The 24,062-nt window shown below is 41.6% G+C and carries 27 protein-coding genes; 21 read left to right on the top strand and 6 right to left on the bottom strand.

The window, feature by feature from the left end:
- Nucleotides 1–194: 194 nt before the first annotated feature.
- The 4 genes from SNE25_RS01410 to pdeM all read right to left on the bottom strand — a co-directional run bounded on the left by SNE25_RS01410 (nt 195) and on the right by pdeM (nt 4,716).
- Complete coding sequence (locus SNE25_RS01410; protein ID WP_321563305.1) at nt 195–986, bottom strand: succinate dehydrogenase/fumarate reductase iron-sulfur subunit; 792 nt, start codon at nt 984–986, stop codon at nt 195–197.
- 120 nt (nt 987–1,106) lie between these two features.
- Entirely contained in the window at nt 1,107–3,041 is a 1,935-nt protein-coding gene (locus SNE25_RS01405) for a fumarate reductase/succinate dehydrogenase flavoprotein subunit (RefSeq protein WP_321563304.1), read from the bottom strand.
- Nucleotides 3,042–3,117: 76 nt separating this feature from the next.
- Nucleotides 3,118–3,900, bottom strand: a complete 783-nt coding sequence (locus SNE25_RS01400) for a succinate dehydrogenase cytochrome b subunit (protein ID WP_321563303.1) — start codon at nt 3,898–3,900, stop codon at nt 3,118–3,120.
- Between the two features lie 150 nt (nt 3,901–4,050).
- Entirely contained in the window at nt 4,051–4,716 is a 666-nt protein-coding gene (pdeM, locus tag SNE25_RS01395; RefSeq protein WP_321563302.1) for a ligase-associated DNA damage response endonuclease PdeM, read from the bottom strand.
- Between the two features lie 182 nt (nt 4,717–4,898).
- Between pdeM and SNE25_RS01390 the strand changes: the two genes are divergently transcribed.
- From SNE25_RS01390 to SNE25_RS01320, 15 genes are all read left to right on the top strand, one after another.
- Nucleotides 4,899–5,363 carry a hypothetical protein gene (locus SNE25_RS01390; RefSeq protein WP_321563301.1) on the top strand — a complete coding sequence of 155 codons (465 nt, stop codon included), beginning with the start codon at nt 4,899–4,901 and terminating at the stop codon, nt 5,361–5,363.
- Nucleotides 5,360–5,524, top strand: coding sequence for a hypothetical protein (locus tag SNE25_RS01385; protein ID WP_321563300.1), 165 nt, complete (start codon nt 5,360–5,362; stop codon nt 5,522–5,524). The genes SNE25_RS01390 and SNE25_RS01385 overlap by 4 nt, the downstream gene beginning before the upstream one ends.
- Nucleotides 5,525–5,713: 189 nt before the next feature.
- Nucleotides 5,714–6,523 carry a DJ-1/PfpI family protein gene (locus tag SNE25_RS01380; protein WP_321563299.1) on the top strand — a complete coding sequence of 270 codons (810 nt, stop codon included), beginning with the start codon at nt 5,714–5,716 and terminating at the stop codon, nt 6,521–6,523.
- 126 nt (nt 6,524–6,649) lie between these two features.
- Complete coding sequence (locus tag SNE25_RS01375; RefSeq protein ID WP_321563298.1) at nt 6,650–7,054, top strand: hypothetical protein; 405 nt, start codon at nt 6,650–6,652, stop codon at nt 7,052–7,054.
- Between the two features lie 254 nt (nt 7,055–7,308).
- A complete protein-coding gene (locus SNE25_RS01370) occupies nt 7,309–7,728 on the top strand; it encodes a cobalamin B12-binding domain-containing protein (protein WP_321563297.1) in 420 nt (139 codons plus the stop codon).
- A 12-nt stretch (nt 7,729–7,740) separates the two neighbouring features.
- Entirely contained in the window at nt 7,741–8,523 is a 783-nt protein-coding gene (locus tag SNE25_RS01365) for an enoyl-CoA hydratase/isomerase family protein (RefSeq protein WP_321563296.1), read from the top strand.
- Nucleotides 8,524–8,847: 324 nt separating this feature from the next.
- A complete protein-coding gene (locus SNE25_RS01360; protein ID WP_321563295.1) occupies nt 8,848–9,432 on the top strand; it encodes an outer membrane beta-barrel protein in 585 nt (194 codons plus the stop codon).
- 173 nt (nt 9,433–9,605) lie between these two features.
- Nucleotides 9,606–11,024 (top strand): sigma-54-dependent transcriptional regulator, encoded by a 1,419-nt coding sequence (locus tag SNE25_RS01355; RefSeq protein WP_321563294.1) that lies wholly within the window; start codon nt 9,606–9,608, stop codon nt 11,022–11,024.
- A 3-nt stretch (nt 11,025–11,027) separates the two neighbouring features.
- Nucleotides 11,028–11,237 (top strand): hypothetical protein, encoded by a 210-nt coding sequence (locus tag SNE25_RS01350; protein WP_321563293.1) that lies wholly within the window; start codon nt 11,028–11,030, stop codon nt 11,235–11,237.
- A gap of 85 nt (nt 11,238–11,322) precedes the next feature.
- The gene (locus tag SNE25_RS01345) at nt 11,323–12,363 is read left to right on the top strand and encodes an AI-2E family transporter (protein ID WP_321563292.1); all 1,041 of its coding nucleotides are present in this window, start codon (nt 11,323–11,325) and stop codon (nt 12,361–12,363) included.
- A gap of 156 nt (nt 12,364–12,519) precedes the next feature.
- A complete protein-coding gene (locus tag SNE25_RS01340; protein WP_310094725.1) occupies nt 12,520–12,786 on the top strand; it encodes a YtxH domain-containing protein in 267 nt (88 codons plus the stop codon).
- A 119-nt stretch (nt 12,787–12,905) separates the two neighbouring features.
- Nucleotides 12,906–13,256 carry a phage holin family protein gene (locus SNE25_RS01335; protein ID WP_321563291.1) on the top strand — a complete coding sequence of 117 codons (351 nt, stop codon included), beginning with the start codon at nt 12,906–12,908 and terminating at the stop codon, nt 13,254–13,256.
- A 4-nt stretch (nt 13,257–13,260) separates the two neighbouring features.
- Complete coding sequence (locus tag SNE25_RS01330) at nt 13,261–13,698, top strand: hypothetical protein (RefSeq protein ID WP_321563290.1); 438 nt, start codon at nt 13,261–13,263, stop codon at nt 13,696–13,698.
- 73 nt (nt 13,699–13,771) lie between these two features.
- Nucleotides 13,772–14,422 (top strand): tRNA (guanosine(46)-N7)-methyltransferase TrmB, encoded by a 651-nt coding sequence (gene trmB / locus SNE25_RS01325; RefSeq protein ID WP_321563289.1) that lies wholly within the window; start codon nt 13,772–13,774, stop codon nt 14,420–14,422.
- An 11-nt stretch (nt 14,423–14,433) separates the two neighbouring features.
- Nucleotides 14,434–14,766, top strand: coding sequence for an MGMT family protein (locus tag SNE25_RS01320; protein WP_321563288.1), 333 nt, complete (start codon nt 14,434–14,436; stop codon nt 14,764–14,766).
- Here the strand turns inward: SNE25_RS01320 and SNE25_RS01315 are convergent.
- Together SNE25_RS01315 and SNE25_RS01310 are read right to left on the bottom strand one after the other, a co-directional pair.
- Nucleotides 14,761–15,120, bottom strand: coding sequence for a VOC family protein (locus SNE25_RS01315; RefSeq protein ID WP_321563287.1), 360 nt, complete (start codon nt 15,118–15,120; stop codon nt 14,761–14,763). The genes SNE25_RS01320 and SNE25_RS01315 overlap by 6 nt on opposite strands.
- Nucleotides 15,121–15,223: 103 nt before the next feature.
- Entirely contained in the window at nt 15,224–16,483 is a 1,260-nt protein-coding gene (locus SNE25_RS01310; RefSeq protein ID WP_321563286.1) for a hypothetical protein, read from the bottom strand.
- Nucleotides 16,484–16,565: 82 nt separating this feature from the next.
- On the opposite strand from SNE25_RS01310, the gene SNE25_RS01305 reads away from it, so the two are divergent.
- The 6 genes from SNE25_RS01305 to SNE25_RS01280 all read left to right on the top strand — a co-directional run bounded on the left by SNE25_RS01305 (nt 16,566) and on the right by SNE25_RS01280 (nt 23,985).
- Nucleotides 16,566–16,910: a carboxymuconolactone decarboxylase family protein gene (locus SNE25_RS01305; protein ID WP_321563285.1), complete on the top strand. Its 345-nt coding sequence runs from the start codon at nt 16,566–16,568 to the stop codon at nt 16,908–16,910.
- Nucleotides 16,911–17,069: 159 nt separating this feature from the next.
- Nucleotides 17,070–17,630: a DNA-3-methyladenine glycosylase I gene (locus SNE25_RS01300; RefSeq protein ID WP_321563284.1), complete on the top strand. Its 561-nt coding sequence runs from the start codon at nt 17,070–17,072 to the stop codon at nt 17,628–17,630.
- Nucleotides 17,631–17,826: 196 nt separating this feature from the next.
- Nucleotides 17,827–20,634 carry a DNA polymerase I gene (gene polA / locus SNE25_RS01295; RefSeq protein WP_321563283.1) on the top strand — a complete coding sequence of 936 codons (2,808 nt, stop codon included), beginning with the start codon at nt 17,827–17,829 and terminating at the stop codon, nt 20,632–20,634.
- A 405-nt stretch (nt 20,635–21,039) separates the two neighbouring features.
- Nucleotides 21,040–22,464, top strand: a complete 1,425-nt coding sequence (locus SNE25_RS01290) for a glycogen synthase (RefSeq protein ID WP_321563282.1) — start codon at nt 21,040–21,042, stop codon at nt 22,462–22,464.
- A complete protein-coding gene (locus SNE25_RS01285; protein ID WP_321563281.1) occupies nt 22,461–23,723 on the top strand; it encodes a glucose-1-phosphate adenylyltransferase in 1,263 nt (420 codons plus the stop codon). Before SNE25_RS01290 ends, SNE25_RS01285 begins: the two co-directional genes overlap by 4 nt.
- Before the next feature lie 73 nt (nt 23,724–23,796).
- Nucleotides 23,797–23,985, top strand: a complete 189-nt coding sequence (locus tag SNE25_RS01280) for a hypothetical protein (protein ID WP_321563280.1) — start codon at nt 23,797–23,799, stop codon at nt 23,983–23,985.
- Nucleotides 23,986–24,062: the final 77 nt, after the last annotated feature.

Here is a 24,062-nt window from a genome sequence, read left to right as displayed (position 1 = left end):
ATGAGAACTTGATAAAAAAAGGATTGTCATGCTGAACATAGTGAAGCATCTATTCTACAGTTTGCATAGTTCGCCAACAGATCCTTCGTACCTCGGGATGACAAGTGGCGAGGAGCGTAATATTGTTCTTTCAACAAAAAAGCTTTGGAGTTCTCCAAAGCTTTTTTGTTGAAAGATAAATGGTTAATCGACAATTAACCACCATGTTGTTCTTCATGAATTTCTTCCTGACGGAACAGTTTTGCGCTGAAATAGTCATTGTTCATGCGGGCGATGTTGGTAAGCTTAATTTCTTTCGGGCATTCTGCTTCGCAGGCGCCGGTGTTGGTACAGCTGCCAAATCCTTCTTCGTCCATTTGTGTTACCATTGATTGTACACGACGGTAGCGCTCTGGCTGACCTTGCGGCAATAAGCCCAGCTGGGTTATTTTAGCCGATACAAAAAGCATGGCCGATGCGTTTTTACATGCCGCAACGCAGGCGCCGCAGCCTATACAGGTAGCAGAGTTAAAGGCCTCGTCGGCAATTACCTTAGGGATGGGAATGGCATTACCATCGGGTACACCACCGGTATTTACCGACACATAACCACCAGCCTGCTGGATACGGTCGAACGCGGAGCGGTCAACCGCCAGGTCTTTAATTACCGGGAATGCTGACGCGCGCCAAGGTTCAATGGTGATGGTTTCGCCATCATGAAAAGTACGCATGTGCAGCTGGCAGGTAGTAACGGCGCGTTTTGGTCCGTGCGGGTGGCCGTTAATATATAATGAGCACATACCGCAAATACCTTCGCGGCAATCATGATCAAAATGGATAGGCTCATCGCCTTTGTGGGTTAAGCTTTCGTTAACAACGTCAAGCATTTCCAGGAATGACATGTCGGGCGAAATATTTTCGGCCTTATATGTCACAAATTTCCCCGCTGTCTGAGCGTTTTTTTGACGCCATACTTTAAGCGTCAGGTTCATATTTCCGTTACTCATCTTTTATTAGATTTGAGATATCGTTATTTTGTTAATTGGGTGACTGGTTGCTTAAGTGAGTTGTTTTTGTCGGATAAGGAAACCAATCTAACTTAATCAACCCAATCAACCATTCACTATCTACGCGTAATTCCTTTGTGTTAAATGTACCGATTCAAATACAAGCTGCTCTTTGTGCAATACTTCGGGTTGGTTTTCGCCTTTAAATTCCCAGGCTGCAACAAAAGCAAAGTTTTCATCATCGCGTAAGGCCTCGCCACTTTCTGTTTGCGATTCTACCCTGAAGTGACCTCCGCATGATTCGCGGCGCATCAGCGCGTCATCAACCATCAGTTCGCCCAGCTCAATAAAGTCGGCTACACGACCGGCCCTTTCTAACGAAGCGTTTACTTCTTCGTTTTCGCCTGTTACGATAGCATTCTTCCAGAAATCGGCTTTTAGTTCCTGAATCAGGCCTTTAGCTTTTTTCAGGCCTTCCTCTGTACGCGCCATTCCGCAGTACTCCCACATAATATGACCAAGGTCGCGATGGTATTCGTTAACTGTTTTATTGCCTTTTAAAGCAAGTAGTTTATTGATGTACTCTAATACGTCTTTTTTAGTTTGCTCAAAAGCAGGGTGGCTGGTATCAACCTTTTTAGGGCCGATGGTAGCCAGATAATCACCCAGTGTATAAGGAATTACAAAGTAACCGTCAGACAAGCCCTGCATCAAGGCAGAAGCACCTAAACGGTTAGCGCCATGGTCGCTGAAGTTACACTCGCCCAAAGCATATAAGCCCGGTACATTGGTGCTCAAGTTATAATCAACCCAAAGGCCACCCATGGTATAGTGAACAGCTGGATAGATACGCATTGGCTGCTTGTATGGATTCTCGTTGGTGATCTGGATATACATATCAAACAAGTTGCCATATTTAGCCGCAACGGTTTCTTCGCCCAGGCGTTTAATAGCATCGGCAAAGTCAAGGAATACGGCAAATCCAGAAGTACCTACACCTCGGCCGTCTTCAACCATTTCCTTGGCATTACGTGAAGCCACGTCGCGCGGAACAAGGTTACCAAAGGCCGGATATTTACGTTCCAGGAAGTAATCGCGATCGTCTTCCTTAACCTCATTTGCTTTAATAGTGCCCTTACGCAGTTGCTCGGCAATTTCCTTTGTTTTTGGTGCCCAAACACGTCCGTCGTTACGTAACGATTCAGACATCAGTGTAAGCTTCGACTGGTGATCGCCGCTTACCGGGATACAGGTTGGGTGAATTTGAGTATAGCAAGGATTGCCAAAGAACGCGCCACGTTTGTGGGCCCTCCAGGCAGCCGTAACGTTTGAACCGATGGCGTTGGTTGACAGGTAAAATACGTTGCTGTAACCACCTGTACATAATAATACCGCGTGCCCTGCATGGGTTTCAATGGCGCCGGTGAGCATGTTACGGGTAACAATACCTTTGGCATGGCCATCAACGGTAACCACATCAAGCATTTCGGTGCGAGTGTACATTTTTACTTTGCCGGCGTGTATCTGGCGGTTAAGTGCCGAGTACGCGCCTAATAATAATTGTTGTCCAGTTTGACCGCGGGCGTAAAACGTACGGGACACCTGGGCACCACCAAATGAGCGGTTATCAAGTAAGCCGCCATATTCGCGCGCGAATGGAACACCCTGCGCAACGCACTGGTCAATAATATTTACCGACACTTCGGCCAGGCGGTGAACATTGCCTTCGCGGGCGCGGTAATCGCCGCCTTTAATAGTGTCATAAAACAGACGGTAAACGCTGTCGCCGTCGTTCTGGTAATTTTTTGCAGCGTTTATACCACCCTGTGCAGCAATAGAGTGCGCACGGCGGGGGCTATCCTGAAAGCAAAAAGATTTTACGTTATAACCCAGCTCGGCCAGTGTAGCCGCGGCCGAAGCTCCTGCCAAACCCGTACCTACAATAATAATATCATATTTACGCTTGTTGGCCGGGTTAACCAGCTTCAGGTTAAATTTATGCTTGCTCCATTTTTCGGCTAATGGGCCTTGAGGAATTTTAGCATCTAAACTCATGTTTATACAATTTATATTTTAGTGAAGGGCCGGCTTTTAATCAGCCCGTTTCATCTTGATCAACTATTAATTCAACTTAACCTTTGTAGAAAAAAAAGTAATACAACGGCATTAGCGCAAAAGCAACCGGGATAATAACTGCGAAAAACCAGGTGCCTACAGCATATACAATAGGTGTGTACTTACGATGTACCCAACCCAGTGTGCGGAAAGCACTCTGAAAGCCATGCAGCAGGTGGAATGATAAAGCGCCCATTGCTATTACATATAATAGTACATACCATACATTGCTGAAGCTATGGGCTACACGTGCATGCAAATCTTTTACCCTTACTATTTCCACATTATTTTCGGTAGAAACAGAATGGTTAAAGTCGGCAGAAGCAGGTGTATAATCCGATACAGTTGTTTGACCGGTTGCCAGGTCAGTACGGTACTCCTTAAAAGCAACAGCGTTAGTATATTTATACTTGTACCAAAAGTCGCCCATGTGTATTACGATAAATAAAAACAGGATTGAACCTAATAACCCCATGTTTTTTGATGACCATGATGCATCAGCTTTTGGCTGAATTGCATAACCTACAGGTCTTGACTTACGGTTCTTAATAGTTAAAATAAGGCCGTATAATGCATGTATTGCTATACACAGGTACAAGATCCACGCAACAACCTCGATAGGTGGAAAATGTGTTAAAAAATTGGCATAAACATTAAAGCCAAAGCCATTGTCGTTGCTAAACAGCAACAGGTTACCTCCAACGTGTACAATAATAAATGTACACAAAAACAAGCCTGTTAAAGCCATGATCAGCTTTTTTCCCAGCGATGAGTTAAAGGTTTGTTTAAATTCGCTCATTATGAAATAGATTTATTTTAGGCAAAAGTATTTATTAAAAGCCAAAAGATAGAAATGCAATTGGCTTATTGCCCGTGAAATGGCTATTTAGAATCAATCTAAGAAATTACATAGGAATTACAGTCCGCTTAGCTATAAGTTAACCCGTAATTAGTCAATAACGAGCACCTTATCTTTTAAAACCGCGAATATCCGGTCGGTTTTTTGACTGCGGATAGCAACCTTTCCGGTGAATTTTCCGAACGACGGTAGTATCGCCTGCTCACTGCCGAAGGCAAAACACGGTAGGGTTATAGATTGCCTCCCCCGCCCGCTCAGGCTAACACCGGGGTGAATGTGCCCGCAAAAAACATAGCCGCTCGCGTTTTGCAGGCCGGTATCTGACAAGGGGTGGTGCAGCATCAGGAAGGGCCCGATAAGCAGTTCGTTATGCAGTTCGATATTCAGGTTTTGGTAGTGGCTATCGGCAATAATATCATGGTTGCCACGGATCAGGATGATCTGCAGACCGGGGAATTGGCTGCGCCAAAGGATAAACCAATCCCAATCATTATTCATGTCGCTGTGAAACAAATCGCCCAGGAACAAGAGCTTTTCGGGCTTGTATTCATGTATCAGGTCGCTCAGGGTAGCCAGATCGCTTTGCTCCATATCGCGGGGCACCGCGATACCGGCTTTACGGAAATGCCCAACCTTGCCAAAATGCATGTCGGCTACAATCAGCGCTTTTTGCTGTTCCCAGTAAAGTGCTTTTTGAGGGAGCAGGGATAGGTTTTGCCCGAGTAAAGTAAATGGAGTTGCCGCACTGATTATCATAGAAAGGCAAATTTAAAAAATTTATTTGGGGCGGATGGGAAAGTTAGGTAGTATAGCAAACACAGGCATAGTTATTTTAAGGCGGAGGTTTCGAATAGCGGGGATGGGGATGCGTATGAATGATTTCTCAAATTCCCGTTTATAAAAAATGATACATTTGTGAAATTTTTAACCCAAACCTTATGTCTAAACTTTTATTACTTCTATGTTTTTTAGTATCCGGTTTTTCTTTGAAAGCCCAGTCTATATTAGAAAACCGATGGAAGGCCGGTTGTTATTATGACAAAAACAATCACAAATTTACAGGTCTGTTTGCCAGTTATACCGGAGTTAACACGTTTGACTATAAAAAGGATAGAAAGAGCAAACGGGACGAATATGACATTTTTAGCATACGGGCAATTGTAATTAACCGGGATAGCGTTACCCGGGATAGTTTCGTGGTAAGCCATGCAGAAATAGTAAAAAAAGCACCTCTTCTAAAGGTCATTGTTGATGGGCCTGTAAAATTATTTCTTTTTGTTTATACAATAACAAGTCCAATGAGTCCCATCGGCCCGGCGGGAGTTGTTACGCTGGCAGTAGGATTTAAGAGTTCAAAAAAACCTATTACTATGGCGAAAATCCGGACAACCTCACCGAAATGAAAAAAAAGGATTTTATAGCGGTGATGAGTAAGATCATGGAATCTAAACCCGAGGTAGTTGAACGGATAAAGAATAAAACATACCATTACAGGGATATGAACGAACTGGCTGGCTTTTATAAAACCGGAGTAGAGGTGCAACCTTTTATAGGGGAGAATTAATCTGGTTTGGGTAACCAACTTGCTTTTTGATGTAGGACGAAAGTACTGTAGTCTTCAGACTGGCTGTGCGATGATGCTTGTTATACAACAATAATTAACGCACATATTTCGTAACAAAACAACCTGTTTTTATTCTAAAGGCTAATACTTTATAAGTAAAAAAGTAACCTTATAATAACCCTTATTGCTATGAAAAAATCTGGTTTTCTTTTAGCTTTTTTGCTGTTTGTATTTGCCATATCTACGATATCCGCGCAGTCGCCGGCAGCTAAAAATCCTATTGTTTACGTTTGCCCTCCCTGCAACAGCGATTGTGATAAACTGCAATTTGATAAACCAGGTACTTGTCCGCATTGCGGCATGAAGCTGGTTAAAACAACATCCGGCGATTTGAAAAAACAACTCAGTCTTAAACCAGTAACTATTTGTTTTTATCTGCAAAACGGAGTTGAGGTATTGGACTTTGCCGGCCCTATGGAAATTTTCAGCGCCGCAGGTTTCAAAGTATTTACGGTTTCCAAAACCAAAGAGCCAATCCGGTCGCAGGGCATTTTATCTATTATACCCGATTACGCTATAGATAACGCGCCCCCTGCCGATGTGCTGGTAGTTTTTGGAGGCGAAACCGGCTCGCGTACTATTGATGGCGAAGTATTATCATGGATAAAGGCCCAGAAACCTCACACACAGTATTATTTATCGGTATGTACAGGTGCGTTTACTTTAGGAAGAGCCGGAATTTTAGATAACCTTACGGCAACCACTTATCATACACAGATTGATAACTTACGGCAGCTTCTTCCGAAAACCAAAGTTATGGCCAATGTAAGGTTTGTAGATAATGGCAATGTGATCACAACCGCCGGTATTTCGGCTGGGATGGATGGCGCGCTGCATTTGGTTGAAAAATTACGTGGCAGGGACTTTGCAAAAAGTGTTGCCACAACAATTGAATATGATAAATGGATAGCGGAGCAGGGCTTGATTGTAAAACGGTAAGGGGGGAGCAATTATACTATATGGTATAGGTAAGGGTATAAATTACTATGGTAAAGCTAAAAGCTACTGTAGCGTATTCATAAAACCTGCCGTAATATAATGTAAACCGATTAAACCATTATTATTATGAAAGCACAATCCCTGTTAGTAACGTTGTTGATCCTATTGAGCTTAGCTGCCTGTAAAAAAGAGAAGGCAATACCTATAAACCTTAAAGGTACTTATATAGGTAAACTATACAGCACCAGCCCCGGCGCTGCAGAAACCGATGCTCAACTGGTTATAACAGATAAAACCTACAATACATCTATCAACACGCACTTTCATGCCAATAGCTATGGCAGCTATATAGTTAATAATAAGGAGATAACTTTTACAGATAGCCTTGCACACACTGCCGATTTTGACTCGGGCCTGGTGCTTGCCGGTAAATACACATTAACCACCAAAAGCGATAGTTTGATACTGGTGAAAAGGGTAATATGTATAATTATATCTATCGGCTTAAGAAGCAGTAGTGAGGTATCTTAAAACTGATATGGAGCTCCGATAATTGCTTCACCAGCCCGTCATTTCGACCGGAGGGGAGAAACTATCTCTTGAATGAAGTGAAAATTTTATATTGTTAACAGGCCGCCTGATTATTAGGGTCAATACCGAACATCGAACATCCAATAAAGAATAGCGAATCGTAAGGAAAACATTCGATATTGGCTATTCAAAATTCATTATTAGATATTATTCCCCCTTTCTTATTACTTTTACCGTAACCAATAACGGTTTACATGAGTAATACCTTTAACCGACCCATCCGCGTTTTAGTTGCCAAAGTAGGGCTTGACGGGCACGACCGCGGAGCGCGCATTATTGCTACCTCGCTGCGCGATGCGGGCATGGAAGTAATTTATACAGGCTTACGCCAAACCCCCGAAATGGTAGTAAACACCGCCCTGCAGGAAGATGTGGATGCTATAGGCATATCTATATTGTCCGGCGCTCACATGACCGTTTTTCCACGCATCATTAACCTCATCAGGGAAAAACAAATGGATGATGTGCTGCTTACCGGCGGCGGTATTATTCCGCATGAAGATATGCTGGCCCTGAAACAGTTGGGTGTAGGCGAGCTTTTTCCGCCGGGGACTAACACGCAAGACATTGTTACCTATATTACAAACTGGGTGCACGAGCACCGTAATTTTTAAACGGAACCACCAATGGACTATCAAAATCTGTTAATAGAAAATAAGGAGCGCATACAATATATTATCATCAACCGAGAAAGCAAACTTAATGCGCTCAATAAAGATACCCTTTCCGAACTGCATATTGCCTTTTCAGAGGCGTTCAGTAACCCGGCTGTTGGGGGCATTATCATAACCGGCGCGGGGCCAAAAGCATTTGTTGCCGGGGCCGACATCAGCGAGTTTGCCAGCTTTGACGTTGCCCAGGGTACTGCCCTGGCGCGCGAAGGGCACGCCCGCGTATTTGATTTAATTGCCAATGGTAACAAACCGGTAATTGCCGCCATTAATGGCTTTGCCCTGGGCGGCGGTTTAGAGCTGGCTATGGCCTGCCATATCCGCCTTGCTTCAGAAACTGCTAAAATGGGTTTGCCCGAAGTAACCCTGGGCCTGATACCCGGCTACGGCGGTACCCAGCGACTTGCACAGCTGATAGGTAAGGGTAAGGCATTGGAAATGATACTCACTGCCGATATGATAACCGCGGTAGTAGCGCACCAATACGGCCTGGTGACCCACGTGGTTTGCCCCGAAGATCTGCTGACTACCGCCGAAGAGATACTGCAAAAAATACTGCAACGGGCACCGCTGGCATTAGCCTCTGCCATCCGCTCGGTGAATGCCGGATGTGCTGATGGGGTAGATGGTTTTCAAACCGAAATTGATGAATTCGGTAAATGTTTTGGAACGCAAGATTTTAAAGAAGGCGTGGATGCTTTTCTTAACAAACGGAAACCTGAGTTTAAAGGGCAATAACCGATTTGAACGTAAAAGCCGTCGAAAAACACCGTTTTCGCGGCTTTTTTTGTTAAAAAGAACCAAATTCAACTAAAATGGATTCAATTAGGCGCTGTTTTTAGCGCCTAATGTCATGTTAAATTCATGTTAATTTTGACATTAAAAAGTTAAATCTTCGCTCATTTTACACTTGTCTGACCAATATACCAAATTGGTCAAAAAATAAATTACTGTTAATCAATCGATTAAACATTCATGACTTTTGGATGAAAAATGATATATGTTTATGTGCTTTACTTTGCATTGTGTTTATAAAACATATATCAAAAACACACAATTGTTATGAAAAATACATTAAAAATTTCAGCTCTTGCTTTAGCTTTTGCAGGTCTTGCATTTGGCGCTAAAGCACAAACAACTACCCCTACAACCACTTCTACTACTACTAAAGACGGCATCCGTTACAGCATTGGTGTTGATGCAGGCATTGCACTTGGCGATTTTAAAGATAACTACAAATGGAACTTAGGTGGTTCGGTACAGGCCGATATCCCGGTATTATCAAACCAGTTATTTGTTACTGTTAACGCAGGATATAATAACGTATTTGCTAAAAATGATATTCCTTCAAACCCTACCGATTTTCACCTTATTCCGGTTAAAGCTGGTTTAAAATACTTCCCTATCGAAAACTTTTATGTTCAGGGCGAAGCCGGTGCTGCTTTCTTGCTAAACAAATCTGACGTTGGCGCTAATAAATCAACCGCGTTTGTATGGGCTCCGCAAGTAGGTGTTCAGTTCCCGGTTAGTGCAAACGGTAACTTTATTGATGCGGGCATTCGTTACGAAGCCACTACTAAATTTGCATCAAACTTTGATCAAAGCAAAGTTAACCTGATCGGTATCCGCGTAGCGTACGGGTTTTAATATGGCCCTACTTATACCTATTTAACAAAAAGGGAGGTCAATTGCGACCTCCCTTTTTGTTTTATTCTTTTTTTGTGTTTAAAGCCCCATATTTAAATAAAGCTCCATAAATTAGCAACATTGTTTGTAACTTAACACGTTTAAATACATTTACCGTTATCAGTATTGCTCTTATGAAGAAAATCCTCATCATTGATGATGAAGTTAATGTGGCTTTATTGCTATCTAAATTTTTAACCCGGAACGGCTTTGATGTAAGTACCGCTTCGAGCGGAACAAGCGGCATGGAAGCCTTAAAAAACGAAGAATTCAATCTTGTTTTATGCGATTTCAGGCTGGAAGATACCGATGGCCGCGAGATGCTCAGAAATATTAAAACTCAATATCCCAAAACCGGAGTGATCATTATTACCGGGTATTCGGATATTAAAATGGCGGTTGAGCTCATAAAAATGGGCGCATATGATTATATCACCAAACCGCTGTATCCCGATGAAATATTAAATACTATTAATAAGGCATTTGAAACGCATCATGCCCTGGTTGAAGAAATGCCGGTTGATAATATAATTACAGATAAATCAAAAACCAGGGACAACAAAAAGCAGATTTTTGCGTCGGAGTTTGTTGCCGGTACAGGCAGGGCTTCAAAAGAGCTGTTACGGCAAATAGAACTGGTTGCCCCTACTAACTATAGTGTAATTATTTTAGGAGAAAGCGGCACCGGTAAGGAGTCGGTTGCAAAAAGCATTCACCTTAATAGTCCGCGGCACAGTCAGCCATTTATAGCTATGGATTGCGGATCCTTAACTAAGGAGCTGGCCGCGAGCGAGTTTTTTGGTCATGAAAAAGGATCATTTACAGGGGCCTTATATACCAAAATAGGGCATTTTGAAATGGCTAATGGCGGTACATTGTTTTTAGATGAGGTGGGGAACCTGTCGTACGAAATACAGGCAGCACTGCTGCGCACCGTTCAGGAGCGGAAAGTTAAAAGGATAGGCAGTACTAAAGAAATTGATCTTGATGTACGTATTATTATAGCTACCAACGAAAACCTGCAGGAAGGTATACAAAGAGGAAAATTCAGGGAAGATCTTTATCACCGCTTTAATGAGTTTACCATATATATGCCGCCCTTGCGTGATCGTGGTACCGATATTATGCTGCTTGCTGAACATTTTTTAAAATCGGTTAATGCAGAATTGGGCCGTAATGTGACAACGTTTTCTGCCGAAGTGGTTGACTGCTTTATGAACTACAGGTGGCCGGGTAATATCCGCGAACTTAAAAATGTGATCAGGCGTGCGGCATTGCTGGCCGAAGACAGCGAGATCACCATGAAGGCGCTTCCATTGGAGATATCAAATTTTAAAGCTCCTTCATTTGAGCCGGGCTTTACTACAACGCACGAAGTACCCGAAATGAAAGAAGCGCGACATGACCTTAAAAATGCCGCGCTCGAGGCCGAGTATGAAACCATTATTAAAGTTTTAAGGGAAGTTAATTTTAATAAAACAAAAGCCGCGGAGATCTTAAATATCGACCGTAAAACGCTTTATAATAAAATGAAGGCCATAAACCTTAAGTAAAAAATGTCAGAACCACGGCAACTAACGGGTGATAGCGATGACAAACTGCGTAAGTTGAAGCATGATATTAAAAACCAGCTCTCAAACATTCATTTGGCATTGGAACAGTTAAAATACGAAATGCCCGATCCCTCGGCTGATTGTTTATTTTATATGGATACCATCTTAACAAGTTCAACGCAGATAAACAATCTGCTTAATGATTCAGAATAGCCTTTTTATGGTGTATTTACTTTAAAAGCGCTAAACCTTTTTAGCGTTTTTTTGTTTTAATATCGTACCCTTTAACTAAGCCTTAATGTCAATTTTTAATTATAAACAGCGCAATAATATTATTCTGGTAAGCATAGTGGTGCTGGGCTGTTTTTTGCTTTATGCACTTAGTGGTTTATTCAGTTCTATATTGGGCGCTATTGTACTGTTCACCATCTTCAGACCCCTTTATATTCACCTTGTCGAAAAAAAAGGCTGGAACAAAGTACTGGTTGCCTTGCTTATTATTTTTACCTCGCTAATTGTAATTGTTATTCCATTTCTATCATTAAGCATTATGGTAGTGGGTAAAATATCAAGCATCAACATTAAATCATTACCTATTGATCAATGGACCTCAAAAATTGATGCTTTTGCTGCGTCCAACCTTAATCAACCTCGTTTTGCCGAAAATACATTACAAAAATTGGGAACGTTTGCTACCGAGCTTTTTCCTTCTATACTAAGCAGCGCGGCAAACATTATCATAACTCTGCTGGTTTTGTATTTTTTATTGTATTTTATGCTCACGCAAATCAGGGAGTTTGAAGCCGGCCTGTTAAAGTACGCGCCCTTTCGGGAACAGCATGCTTTAAAGTTTGCAGCCGCGCTGCGCGATTCTACCTATTCGAACGTTTTAGGACAAGGAATAATAGCCATTATGCAAGGTACATTGTTAGCCATGGGCTTTTATGCGTTTAAAATTCCGGATGCAGTATTTTGGGGTGTCATAGGTGCTTTTATTTCATTTTTACCGGTTGTTGGCGCGCCAACGTTGTGCATACCGGCAAGTATTATATTATTTGCGCAGGGGCATACTTTAAATGGGATTTTACTGTTAGCTTACGGGTTGTTGTTTATAGGTAATGTTGATAATGTTTTACGCATGATCATTAATAAACGTATAGCCAATACTCATCCTATAATATCGGTTATTGGGGTATTTATAGGGTTGCCGCTTTTCGGTATTTTGGGTTTGGTTTTTGGGCCGGTATTATTGTCGTATTTTTTGCTGTTGCTGGAGATATATGAAACAAACAGAATGGCTGCCGACCGTTTAGAACGTATACGTACCCCTGAAAACTGACCGGGTTAATGAATACTTTTGTGAACACAGGGATAAAAGTGAACCGGTCATAAAAAAATATTTATACAGAAATTGCAGACAAATTAACTGATTTATGATATTTGGCAAGGTATTTAATCATATAAAAACAAATGTTCAACTTAAAATTATATTACAATGAATGATAACACAAAAGTAGTTGTTGCATTGCTTGCAGGTTTGGCGGCAGGAGCAGCTTTGGGAATTTTGTTTGCACCTGATAAAGGTAACGAAACACGCGATAAGCTTACAGAATCATTAAAAAACCTGGGCGATTCTATTAAAGAGACTGCGGCTGCGGAAATAGATAACCTGGTAGGTTTAAAAGACAAGGTGGTTGAAAATATAAAATCAAAGATCAGGGGCGCGGAAGAAGAATATCAGGACGATCTGGAACATGCATAAGTATCAAGTAATTAATATCAAGTATCAAGATTTCTCTTTGCAGATATCTTAAAACAAATGCGGCTGTCTTGATACTTGATACTAACTACCTGATACCCTAACAAATAATACATATACCTATGGAAGCCAAAAAAGAAACACCACCACCATTACCGCCAATTGTTGATCAGCTAAAAGAATATGCCGAAACGCGTTTTAAGCTTTTAAAATATGAGGCCATTGAAGGTGGAACTTCAATTTTAGCAAGTGTAATAACTGATGCCATTACCGCCATAAGTATGGTTTTAGCCTTTATATTTGCCAGCTTTACTTTAGCTTATTATCTATCTGATGTGTTGGATTCATTTTGGGAAGGTTTTGGTTGCGTTGCGCTTATTTATTTAATTATTGCAGTTGTTATTAAACTGAATAAGGAACGTATTGAAAAGCCGCTTGTAAATCTCTTCATTCAAAAACTATTTAAAAAGTAAAGCCATGGGTTTTCAGCAAATAAATAATATAAACGATCTTCAGGAAGAAATTTCCAGGCTCCGCGTTATTGAAAATCAACAAAGTGTTGCATTGATAGCACGTGTAAATAGCCCATCAGCACTTTTCTCAACTTTATTGTCGCTGTTTTCAAATAAAGATGAAGGGGAAAAACAGCCGGGCATTTTTAACCAAGATTTTTTTGGGCTGTTATCAAGAATTGTTGTGCCCCTCACCTTAAATAAAACCCTTTTTAAACACTCCAATTTTTTAGTTAAGGCCCTGGTTGGTCTGGTATCGCAAAAAGCGTCAAATTATATCAGTGAAGACTCTATTGGTGGTTTGTGGGGGAAGATAAGATCTCTATTTAGCAAATCGGTTAAAAGTAAATCGCCCGAGGTACGCAAGGGGATGCCCGCTGTTCCGCCCCCGGTAGTGTTGTAGCCACGAATTTTTGCCCGCAAGCAAGGGTTTCACATTTTACAGAAAAGGCTATTTTTGCACTTTATTTAAAGAAGTGGGAAAAGATAAATTAAGGCGCTTTGCTGAAATAGAAACCTTTAGCAATGTATTACAGTTAGATGCCGGCAAGCCATTTAAAGGCCAGTGGAGCAATAGCTTTTTTAAGAATAGCAATCCGGTGGTTTTGGAACTGGCCTGTGGTAAAGGCGAATATACCGTGAACCTGGCCACCTTATTTCCGGATAAAAACTTTATTGGTATTGATTATAAAGGTAACCGTATATGGCGTGGGGCCAAAACCGCGCTGGAAGAAAACGTTCCGAACGTAGCATTTTTACGGATACAGATAGAAAACCTGCTCGACTATTTTGCCGATGGCGAAATAGATGAGATATGGATAACGTTTCCCGACCCCCAGCCGCAACTAAGCCGCGAAAAAAAACGACTTACCTCCTCCCGGTTTCTGGATAAATATATAGAAATATTAAAACCCGGTGGCTGTGTAAACCTTAAAACCGACAATGATGGCCTGCATGCTTACACTGCCGAAAAAATAGAGGAGCTGAAACTAAAACTCCACATTAAAACCGAAGACCTTTACCATTCGCCTTATGCAGATGAAGTGCTGTCAATCAAAACATATTATGAGAAAAAATATTTAAAAGATAATAAGAACATTAACTATCTTAAATTTTCTTTTGCTTAACCATCCATATTATGGAGGATATTAATTTTTTTGATAAAGTTTACCAGGTAGCCCGTCTTATACCAACGGGGCGGGTAACCTCTTATGGAGCAATTGCCAACTATTTAGGTACAAAAGGCTCATCGCGTATGGTGGGTTATGCCATGCAGGCTGCAGGCAAAGTGGTACCAAAAGTGCCCGCTCACCGGGTAGTGAACCGCCAGGGGCTGCTCACTGCTAAATTCCATTTCGGGGGCGATTTAATGCAGCAACTATTGGAAAGCGAGGGCGTAAAGGTAAAGGATGACCAGGTGCAGGATTTTAAAACCTTATTCTGGGATCCATCCATAGAGCTGGCTTTATAGCATTTGCAGCAACTCCATACGGTTGCCAAACGGATCAATAAAGGCAAAGCGTATGCGACCGGGTATTACCGGTTCTTCCACTATTTCAACCCCATGATTTTCCAGGTGTTTGCGTGCGGCGGAAACGTTGCTCACCTCCATTGCAGTATGCCTGATGGAGCGCGGCAGGCTATCTTCAATCCCAATGTGCAATTCTATATCAGCTAAGCTGAACCAATAGCCGGCTGACGAAAATACATCCGGCCTATCAATTAATTGCAGGCCGATGATATTGGTATAAAATAGCCGCGCTTCTTCCAGCTTACCATGCAGAACACAGATATGTATATGGTCGGCCCGTTTAAAGTTGATCATGGCACAATTGGTTAAAATGTGGTGATTATAACGTTTGTTTTTATAATGTATTACAGAAAACTATTGCATCATTAAAATAACTGATTGGCCCTTTAATAAATATTTATTTGCCGAACATATAATTAATGCCTGCCTGGTAAGCCGAAAGGCCTGCAGAAAATTGGCTATAATTGGTAGTTGATGATGAGAGCCAGTAAGAACCGTAAATTTCAAAATGTTTATTTAGTAAAACGCCAGCCTTCAATGGAAGAGAGAAATAAAACTGTTCAAACTCCGGAAATTTATTTCTTATCGAAGTAGAGTTATCACTATAGGTAGTTACATAATCATAATTATTATATGCCGAAAAATTTGCTGAAAAACCAAGGTCAATAAACAACTTCAAATTATCCGTCGAATAAAAATTGTAAACTACCTGAGGCATTAGCGCGAGTGTGTATTGTTTAAAATCAAGGCTGTTGTAATTGTCCATATTGTTGTTGGAAGATACAATTTTGGGGAATTTAAAATGGTTGGCAGCTAATTCTAACTCAAACCTCAGGAAGAATGTTTTTGTATTCTTATTTGTTAAAAAGTCAATTCCTGTTGATAACACAGGTGAAATGCTACTTTTTTGGGTCCCATCCGGGAATGCGGTATTAACTCCCGAAAAGGCTAATTTACTGTTCCTTACACCAGCACCTACGAAAAAGCGTTTTCCAAAAGCGTTTTCGCGAACAATCAGCTGGTTACTATCTCCATTTATAGCCACAAAAATAGCAGTGAGCTTCTTTTCCGAATAACTGCTTTCATTTATTAAATTGATTAATTTTGTATTTCCAGGTTGGTAATTTGCGGCGAGTCGAAGCAGCTGCAGGCGATAACCGCTTGATTCTTTTATCGTATTTGTTTCGTCATTTAAATATAAAAGATACTTTAGTTCATTTATCTGACCATTGGAGTTGTCAAGGACATAAAAACGGGTTTTAATTTCATCGGTAAAACTATAAAGTGAAATGTGTTTACCCAGCACCATGGATTTTAAAAATACAGTATCGATACGATAGGTCGTATCCAGATTGTGGGATATATCCGATAGTTCTACGTGGCTTTTACTTACTTGTACAATAAACCTTTCATAGTATTCAAGGTTGTTTACCGAAAACGCCTTTGTGTTTAAAGGTGTGTATTTTTGAGGGGTATTGCTATTACCTGTTTTAAAATTTATCCCGGTTGGGTTATGTGACCATTCTTTATAATCAATAAACCCTTTTAATGTGTCATTATTCATGTTCACCACATAGCCTTGTTTATAATTGCTTTGTGCATGTAAAAAAGAGATAGTCAGGGCGTATAAAACTGTAAAGCAGTATAAAATTTTCATGTATAAGATTTAGGTTTGCAAAGATATTTTTTTGTCCGAATAAGGCAACCAATATGCATAGTTTTTATTATTACCAAATATCATGGGAAAATTAATAGGAGAATTTGAGGCCTATCGTTCCAAAATGAACGACAGGATAATGGAAACAGCTAATACCAATATTAAACGTTTTTTCGCGCTTGATACCACCAGCTACGCCGAAGGTGCACTGAATGTTAAAACCAAAGAAATGCTTGGCCTGGTAGCCAGCATGGTTTTGCGTTGCGATGATTGTATTAAATACCATTTGGGCAAATGTCACGAAGCCGGCGTAAATTCCGACGAAATGAACGAGGTATTTATGATAGCTAATTTGGTAGGGGGCTCCATCGTAATTCCTCATTACCGCAGGGCTGTGGAGTATTGGGATGAGCTGAATGACGTTTAGCAAGTAACGGGTTGCAGGCTGAAATGATTATTCCCATATTGTCATTGCGAGCGCAGCGTGGCAATCTCATTATGCATAGCCTGCAAATTGTCCTATGAGATTGCTTCATGCCTCCCAATGACATAATTTTATTATTCATATCTAACACAAAAAACAATTATGCCAACCAAAAACTTAACCCGATGCGCATGGGCCGGTACCGATCCTTTATACATGAAATACCACGATGAGGAATGGGGAAAAACCACTCATGATGATAAAACTTTATTTGAGTTCCTGGTACTCGAATCGGCGCAGGCCGGCTTAAGCTGGATCACTATTTTGCGCCGCCGGGAAGGATATCGTAAAGCCTTTGCCGACTTTGATGTTAAAAAGGTAGCCGCTTTTACCGAAGCAGATGTAGAACGCCTGATGCAGGATTCTGGCATTATCCGTAACCATTTAAAGATACTTGCCGCCATAAATAATGCGAAATTATTTTTAGAGGTACAAAAGGAGTTTGGCTCGTTTGATAAATACCTGTACAACTTTATGCCCGATGGTAAACCGCTGATCAACCATCCCGAAAAACATATACCAGCCAGTACGGATATATCTGATGCCATAAGCAAGGATATGAAAAAACGCGGGTTTAAATTCTTCGGTACCACCATTTGCTACGCTCACATGCAGGCAACCGGCATGGTAAACGATCATCTGGCCAGTTGTGATTTCAGATAGCACTAATTAGGCACGGATTTATTCGAATTACACGAATTGGATAGACCAAACCTTCGCGAATAATATCGAATTACACGAATTAATTATAGCGCCAATTAATCATTCTTTGTGCCCATAAATGTTATTTTTGCGTAAACCATTGTGCCCTTAAATTCGTGTAATTCGAATAAATCTGTACAATTAGTGTAAAATATCAATGAAAAAACTATTTCTTTTGGATGGCATGGCCCTTATTTACCGGGCGCATTTTGCTTTAAGTAAAAGTCCGCGATTTACATCGGGTGGATTAAACACATCGGCTGTTATGGGTTTTACCAATACCCTGCTTGATGTTTTGAAGAAAGAAAAACCAACGCACATGGCAGTGGTGTTTGATACTGATGCACCAACCGAACGCCATACAGATTATGAACATTACAAGGCCCATCGTGAGGCTATGCCCGAGGATCTGTCCAAAGCCCTCCCTTATGTAATTAAGGTAATACTGGGCTTCAATATTCCCGTGATCACGTCAGACGGGTATGAGGCCGATGATATTATTGGCACCCTGGCTAAAAAAGCTGAGCAAAAAGGCTACCAGGTTTACTGCATGACACCCGATAAAGATTTCGCGCAGCTGGTGTCTGAAAATATCCGCATTTATAAACCCGCCCGTATGGGTAATGAAATGGAGATACTGGGTGTTAAGGAAGTGCTGGAGAAATGGGAGATTGAGCATGTAGAGCAGGTTATTGATATTTTAGGTTTATGGGGCGATGCTGTTGATAACATTCCGGGCATTCCCGGCATTGGCGAAAAAACGGCCAAAGCCCTTATTAAACAATATGGCTCCATGGAAGAGATCATAGCGCATAGCCATGAGTTAAAGGGAAAACAGCGCGAAAATGTGGAGCAGTATGCCGAGCAGGGCCTGATGTCAAAAAAACTGGCAACTATATTATTAAATGTCCCTGTTGAACTTGACGAAGCCGGACTGGAAATGTGTGCGCCAAGCAAAGATTTGTTAGAGCCGCTTTTTGCAGAGCTCGAGTTCCGCACACTGGGCAGGCGTGTTTTTGGCGATGATTTCAGTATTACCGAAATGAAAGCTGTTTCGGTACAAACCGATCTTTTTGGCGAGCCTGTTGCTACTGCCCGTACCACCATGACGGTTGATGTGGAAGATATTCATGAGGATATTACTACTGCCGCTAAAAATATTGATAATGTACCGCACGAATATCACCTGGCCGATACACTGGAAACAAGGGCGGAACTGATCACTTTATTATTACAGCAGCAAACCATCTGTTTTGATACCGAAACTACAGGTACAGATGCCAACCATTGCGAGCTGGTGGGTTTGTCATTCGCTATAAAGCCTGGCCAGGCCTGGTATGTGCCTGTTCCGGCCAATCAGGATGAGGCAAAAGGGATAGTGACCGAATTTAAACCGGTTTTTGAGGCCGAGCATATCAGCAAGATAGGTCAGAACATTAAGTTTGATATCCTGATGTTGAAATGGTATGATGTAGCGGTAAATGGTGCTTTGTTTGATACCATGATGGCCCACTATGTGATTGACCCCGATACGCGCCATGGCATGGATATCCTGTCTGAAAATTACCTGGGCTATAAACCGGTTTCTATCACCTCACTTATTGGGCCTAAAGGTAAAAACCAGGGCAATATGCGCGATGTGGAAATTGAAAAGATAAAAGAGTACGCTGCTGAAGATGCCGACATTACGCTGCAGCTTAAAGCCATTTTTGAGCCTAAGTTAAAACAGGTGGAGAGCGAAAAGCTGATCAATGAAATTGAACACCCGCTTATTTATGTACTGGCTGATATGGAGTACGAAGGGGTAAAAATTGATCATGATACACTGCGCGAGTTTTCTAAAGAACTGGAAACCGATATTGCCAAGCTTGAAAAAACAGTGTATGATAAGGCAGGCGTACGGTTCAACATTGCATCGCCGAAGCAATTGGGCGAGGTATTGTTTGAAAAGCTGCTGCTTGACCCTAAAGCAAAAAAAACCAAAACCGGCCAATATCAAACCGGCGAAGATGTGCTGCTATCGTTAGCTGCTAAAAGTGATATCGTACGCGATATATTAGATTTTCGCCAGTTGCAAAAGTTAAAATCAACGTATGTGGATGCACTGCCAACTATGGTAAACCCTAAAACCGGGCGTGTGCATACCTCCTATAACCAGGCAGTAGCGGCAACAGGCCGGTTAAGCAGTGTAAACCCAAACCTGCAAAATATACCCATTCGTACCGAGCGTGGCCGCGAGGTGCGTAAAGCTTTTATTCCAAGAGATAACGGACACAGTATTGTATCTGCGGATTATTCGCAGATAGAGCTGCGCATTATTGCCGAAATCAGTAAGGATGCCAACATGATGCAGGCATTTATTGATAACCTGGATATCCACACCGCCACAGCAGCTAATGTATATGGTGTAGGCCTGGATGAAGTAACGAGCGATCAGCGCCGTAATGCCAAAGCGGTTAATTTTGGCATTATCTACGGGCAGTCGGCATTTGGCTTATCTCAAAGCCTGGGTATACCGCGTAAAGAAGCTGCCGATATTATTGAACAGTATTTTGTGCAATTCCCCGGTATAAAACAATACATGGGCGATACCATGAATTTTGCCCGTGAAAATGGCTATGTGTGTACCCTGATGGGCAGGCGCAGATACCTGCGCGATATAAACTCGGCCAATGCCACGGTACGCGGCTTTGCCGAACGAAATGCCATCAATGCGCCGATACAGGGCTCCGCCGCTGATATGATCAAGATAGCGATGATCAATATCCACCGCGAGCTTAAAGCGCAAAACCTTGATGCCCGCATGACCATGCAGGTACATGATGAGTTGGTGTTTGATGTACCCAATCATGAAATTGAGTTGGTGAAACCCATCATTATGCACAACATGAAAACCGCCATTAAAACCGAGGTGCCTATCCTGGTTGAGATTGGTACCGGTTTGAATTGGCTGGAAGCGCATTAATGAATGAGTAAAGAAATTGGAGCCGCGAAATAAAAGCTTGCTCAGTAGCTTGGCTACTGCATGGCATATATTGATAAATTACATAAAAACTCATTGCCGTCCCATTTATGGGGCGGTTAAGAAATCTCAGAAAAAGGCTTTAGCCAAATCAGTCAACTTCTTACATCTGAACAAACCCGCCAAAGCATAAATCTGTCGTTTTTTTCCAATAAACGCCACTTAGTGTATCTAAACGGTAAAATGCGTTACCATAATTTCTCTCGTTTTAGTGCGAATACTGCAAAGTATAGCCTAAAATCTTAATAAGTTTTTTACAATAATCAGCCTAAATTTTAAAAACTATATTAATCATTATAGGTTTCTCTTTTAGTAATCTTTGCTTAAATTGAGACCAATAAAACCTGAATGAAAATATATCACCTGAGTGCTGAGTGTTACCCAGTTGCCAAAGTTGGCGGCCTTGCTGATGTTGTTGGAGCGCTGCCTAAATATCAAAATATGGCGGGGTTGCAGGCAGCAGTTGTTATGCCTTATTACGACCGCAAGTTTACCCGCGAAAACGAATTTGAAATTGTTTTTAGCGCGGCCACGCTTTTGGGTACCCAACGGCTTTACTTTGAAATATTAAAGGAAAAAACCGACAAGCTTGGCTTTGAGCTTTTCCTGGTAAAAATACCAGGCTTGCTCGATCGCGAAAATGTGTACAGCTATCCCGATGAAAGAGAGCAGTTCATCGCTTTTCAACTGGCTTTTCTGGATTGGATAAGTTACTCGCAGCAAACTCCGGATATTATCCATTGCCATGACCACCATTCGGGTCTGGTGCCGTTTCTGCTATATCATTCTAAACTATACCGTCGCCTGGCTAATACACCTACTGTATTTACTATTCACAACGGACAGTATCATGGTGCATTTGGCTGGGAAAACCTATCATACCTGCCCGAGATTGATTTAACAAAAACGGGTTTGCTTGACTGGGCCGGCGGCATCAACCCATTAGCCGCCGCTGTAAAGTGCTGCTGGAAATATACTACGGTATCGCCTACTTATTTGCATGAGCTTACTGTAAATTCAAATGGGCTGGAGTATTTATTCTGGATTGAGAGCGCTAAAGGGGTAGGCATTATAAATGGTATCGATACCGAGGTATGGGATCCAAAAACAGATTCCATGATTGCCGGTAATTTTACCGCCAAAACTTTGGCTAAAGGCAAGCAAGCCAATAAGAATGTGATCTGTGAAAGATTTGGCTTAGATCCAAATAAGCCTTTGTTTACCTTCATTGGTCGCCTGGTGATTGAAAAAGGTGCTGATTTACTGCCTGAGGCTATCGAGCGAAGTCTTTTAGAAAACCCGGATCAGCTGAACTTCCTGATATTAGGCTCTGGCGATAAAGAAATGGAGGCCGCTCTGTTAGCGCTAAAAGATAAGTATCCGGGCCGCTGCAACGTGTTTATTGGGTATGATGAATCGCTTGCTCACCTTATTTATGCCGGCGCTGATTTTTTACTCATGCCGTCGCGGGTTGAACCTTGCGGGCTTAATCAATTGTATTCGTTAAGATATGGTACCATGCCCCTGGTACGCAGCACCGGCGGACTAATTGATTCAGTGATTGATTTTGGAGATACCGATGGCTATGGCATCCGCTTTAACAATGCCAGCGTTAATGATATTTGCTATGCTATTTTTCGAGCCGTTACACTTTATCAAAATACCGCGCAACTTCAGCAGTTGCGCAAACGCATGATGGCACTCGATTTTTCGTGGGACCGATCAGCAAAAGAATATAATGACCTGTATGAAAGTTTAAACCCTACGATATGACATCTAAAGTAATTTCAATTGTGCTTGGCGGTGGCCAGGGCAGTCGTTTATCCCCCCTTACAGCAACCCGCTCTAAACCTGCCGTTCCTATTGCGGGCAAATACCGTTTGGTTGATATCCCTATTTCCAATTGTCTGCATGCGGGCATTACCCGTATTTATGTGCTAACGCAGTTCAATTCGGCATCATTAAATAAGCATATCAAAAACACTTATCACTTCAGCAGCTTTAGTGACGCTTTTGTAGATATTTTAGCCGCTGAACAAACGCCGTCAAATGCTACCTGGTACCAGGGAACTGCCGACGCGGTAAGGCAAAGCCTGCACCACCTGGCTATACACGAATTTGAATATGTGTTGATCCTGTCGGGCGATCAGTTATACCAGATGGATTTTGAGGAAATGATTCATCAGCATATTGATTCGGGTGCCGAAATTTCTATAGCTACCATTCCTGTTGATGCTGCGGATGTTCCAGGATTCGGTATATTAAAAACCGATGAAAATAATATGGTTACTGCCTTTATTGAAAAACCTAAAAAGGATTTTGAAAGCTGGGCATCAGATGTAAGCGATGAAATGAAAGCCGAAGGCAGGGTTTACCTTGCATCTATGGGTATTTATATTTTTAACCGTAAGTTATTATATGATTTGCTGGAAGGCAATGACCGTACAGACTTTGGTAAAGAGATTATCCCGCAATCAATTTCAGAGCATAAGGTAGCCAGTTATCAGTATGAAGGTTACTGGACAGATATTGGTACCATCCCTTCGTTTTTTGAGGCCAACCTTGGATTAACTGATAACATTCCGAAATTCAACCTGTTTGGCGAAAACCATATATTTACTAGGGCTCGTATGCTGCCCCCGTCAAAAATATCGGGCACATTACTTGAGCATTCTATAATTGCCGATGGCTGTATTATTAATGCCAAGCAAATTACGCATTCGTTAATAGGAATACGTACCCGGATAGGTGTAGATACCATTATTGAGAATTGTTATGTAATGGGATGCGACAGTTATCAAACACTTGATCAAATTGCCGAGCTAAAACTGAGCAATTCGCCAATTATGGGTATAGGCGATAGATGCGAGATCAGGAATGCCATAATTGATAAAAACACCTACATAGGTAATGATGTAAAAATAAACATGGGCGAAACGCTGCCCGATGGTGATTTTGAAACGCATACCGTACAGGATGGCATTGTAGTGGTAAAGAAACGTGCTATAATACCAAATGGAACGGTTATTTAATTAAAAAATCAATACAAACAATTCAGCGTTAATTTGTTATAAATAGATAAAACTATTTAAAACTTAAAAAACGATGAAAAAGGTATTATGTATGGTTGCTTTAGCAGCAATCTCTTTCGGAAGCGTTTTTGCGCATGGTACTGTAGTAGTAAAAGCCGATCATGGCTCAATGCAAACGGATACTACCAAGAAAAAGGAGAAACACAAAAAAATGAAGAAAGATACCTCCATGAAAAAAGACACCATGAAAATGAAAGGTTAAGCTTCATTTAACAACAAAAAAGCTCCGGGAATATTCCCCGGAGCTTTTTTGTTAACATGTTTCGCCATCCTGAACTT

Source organism: Mucilaginibacter sabulilitoris, assembly GCF_034262375.1.
GTDB classification, from domain to species: Bacteria; Bacteroidota; Bacteroidia; order Sphingobacteriales; family Sphingobacteriaceae; genus Mucilaginibacter; species Mucilaginibacter sabulilitoris.
The sequence above is the reverse complement of the archived record's forward strand: the minus strand, read 5'-3'. Positions and strand labels throughout refer to the sequence as shown.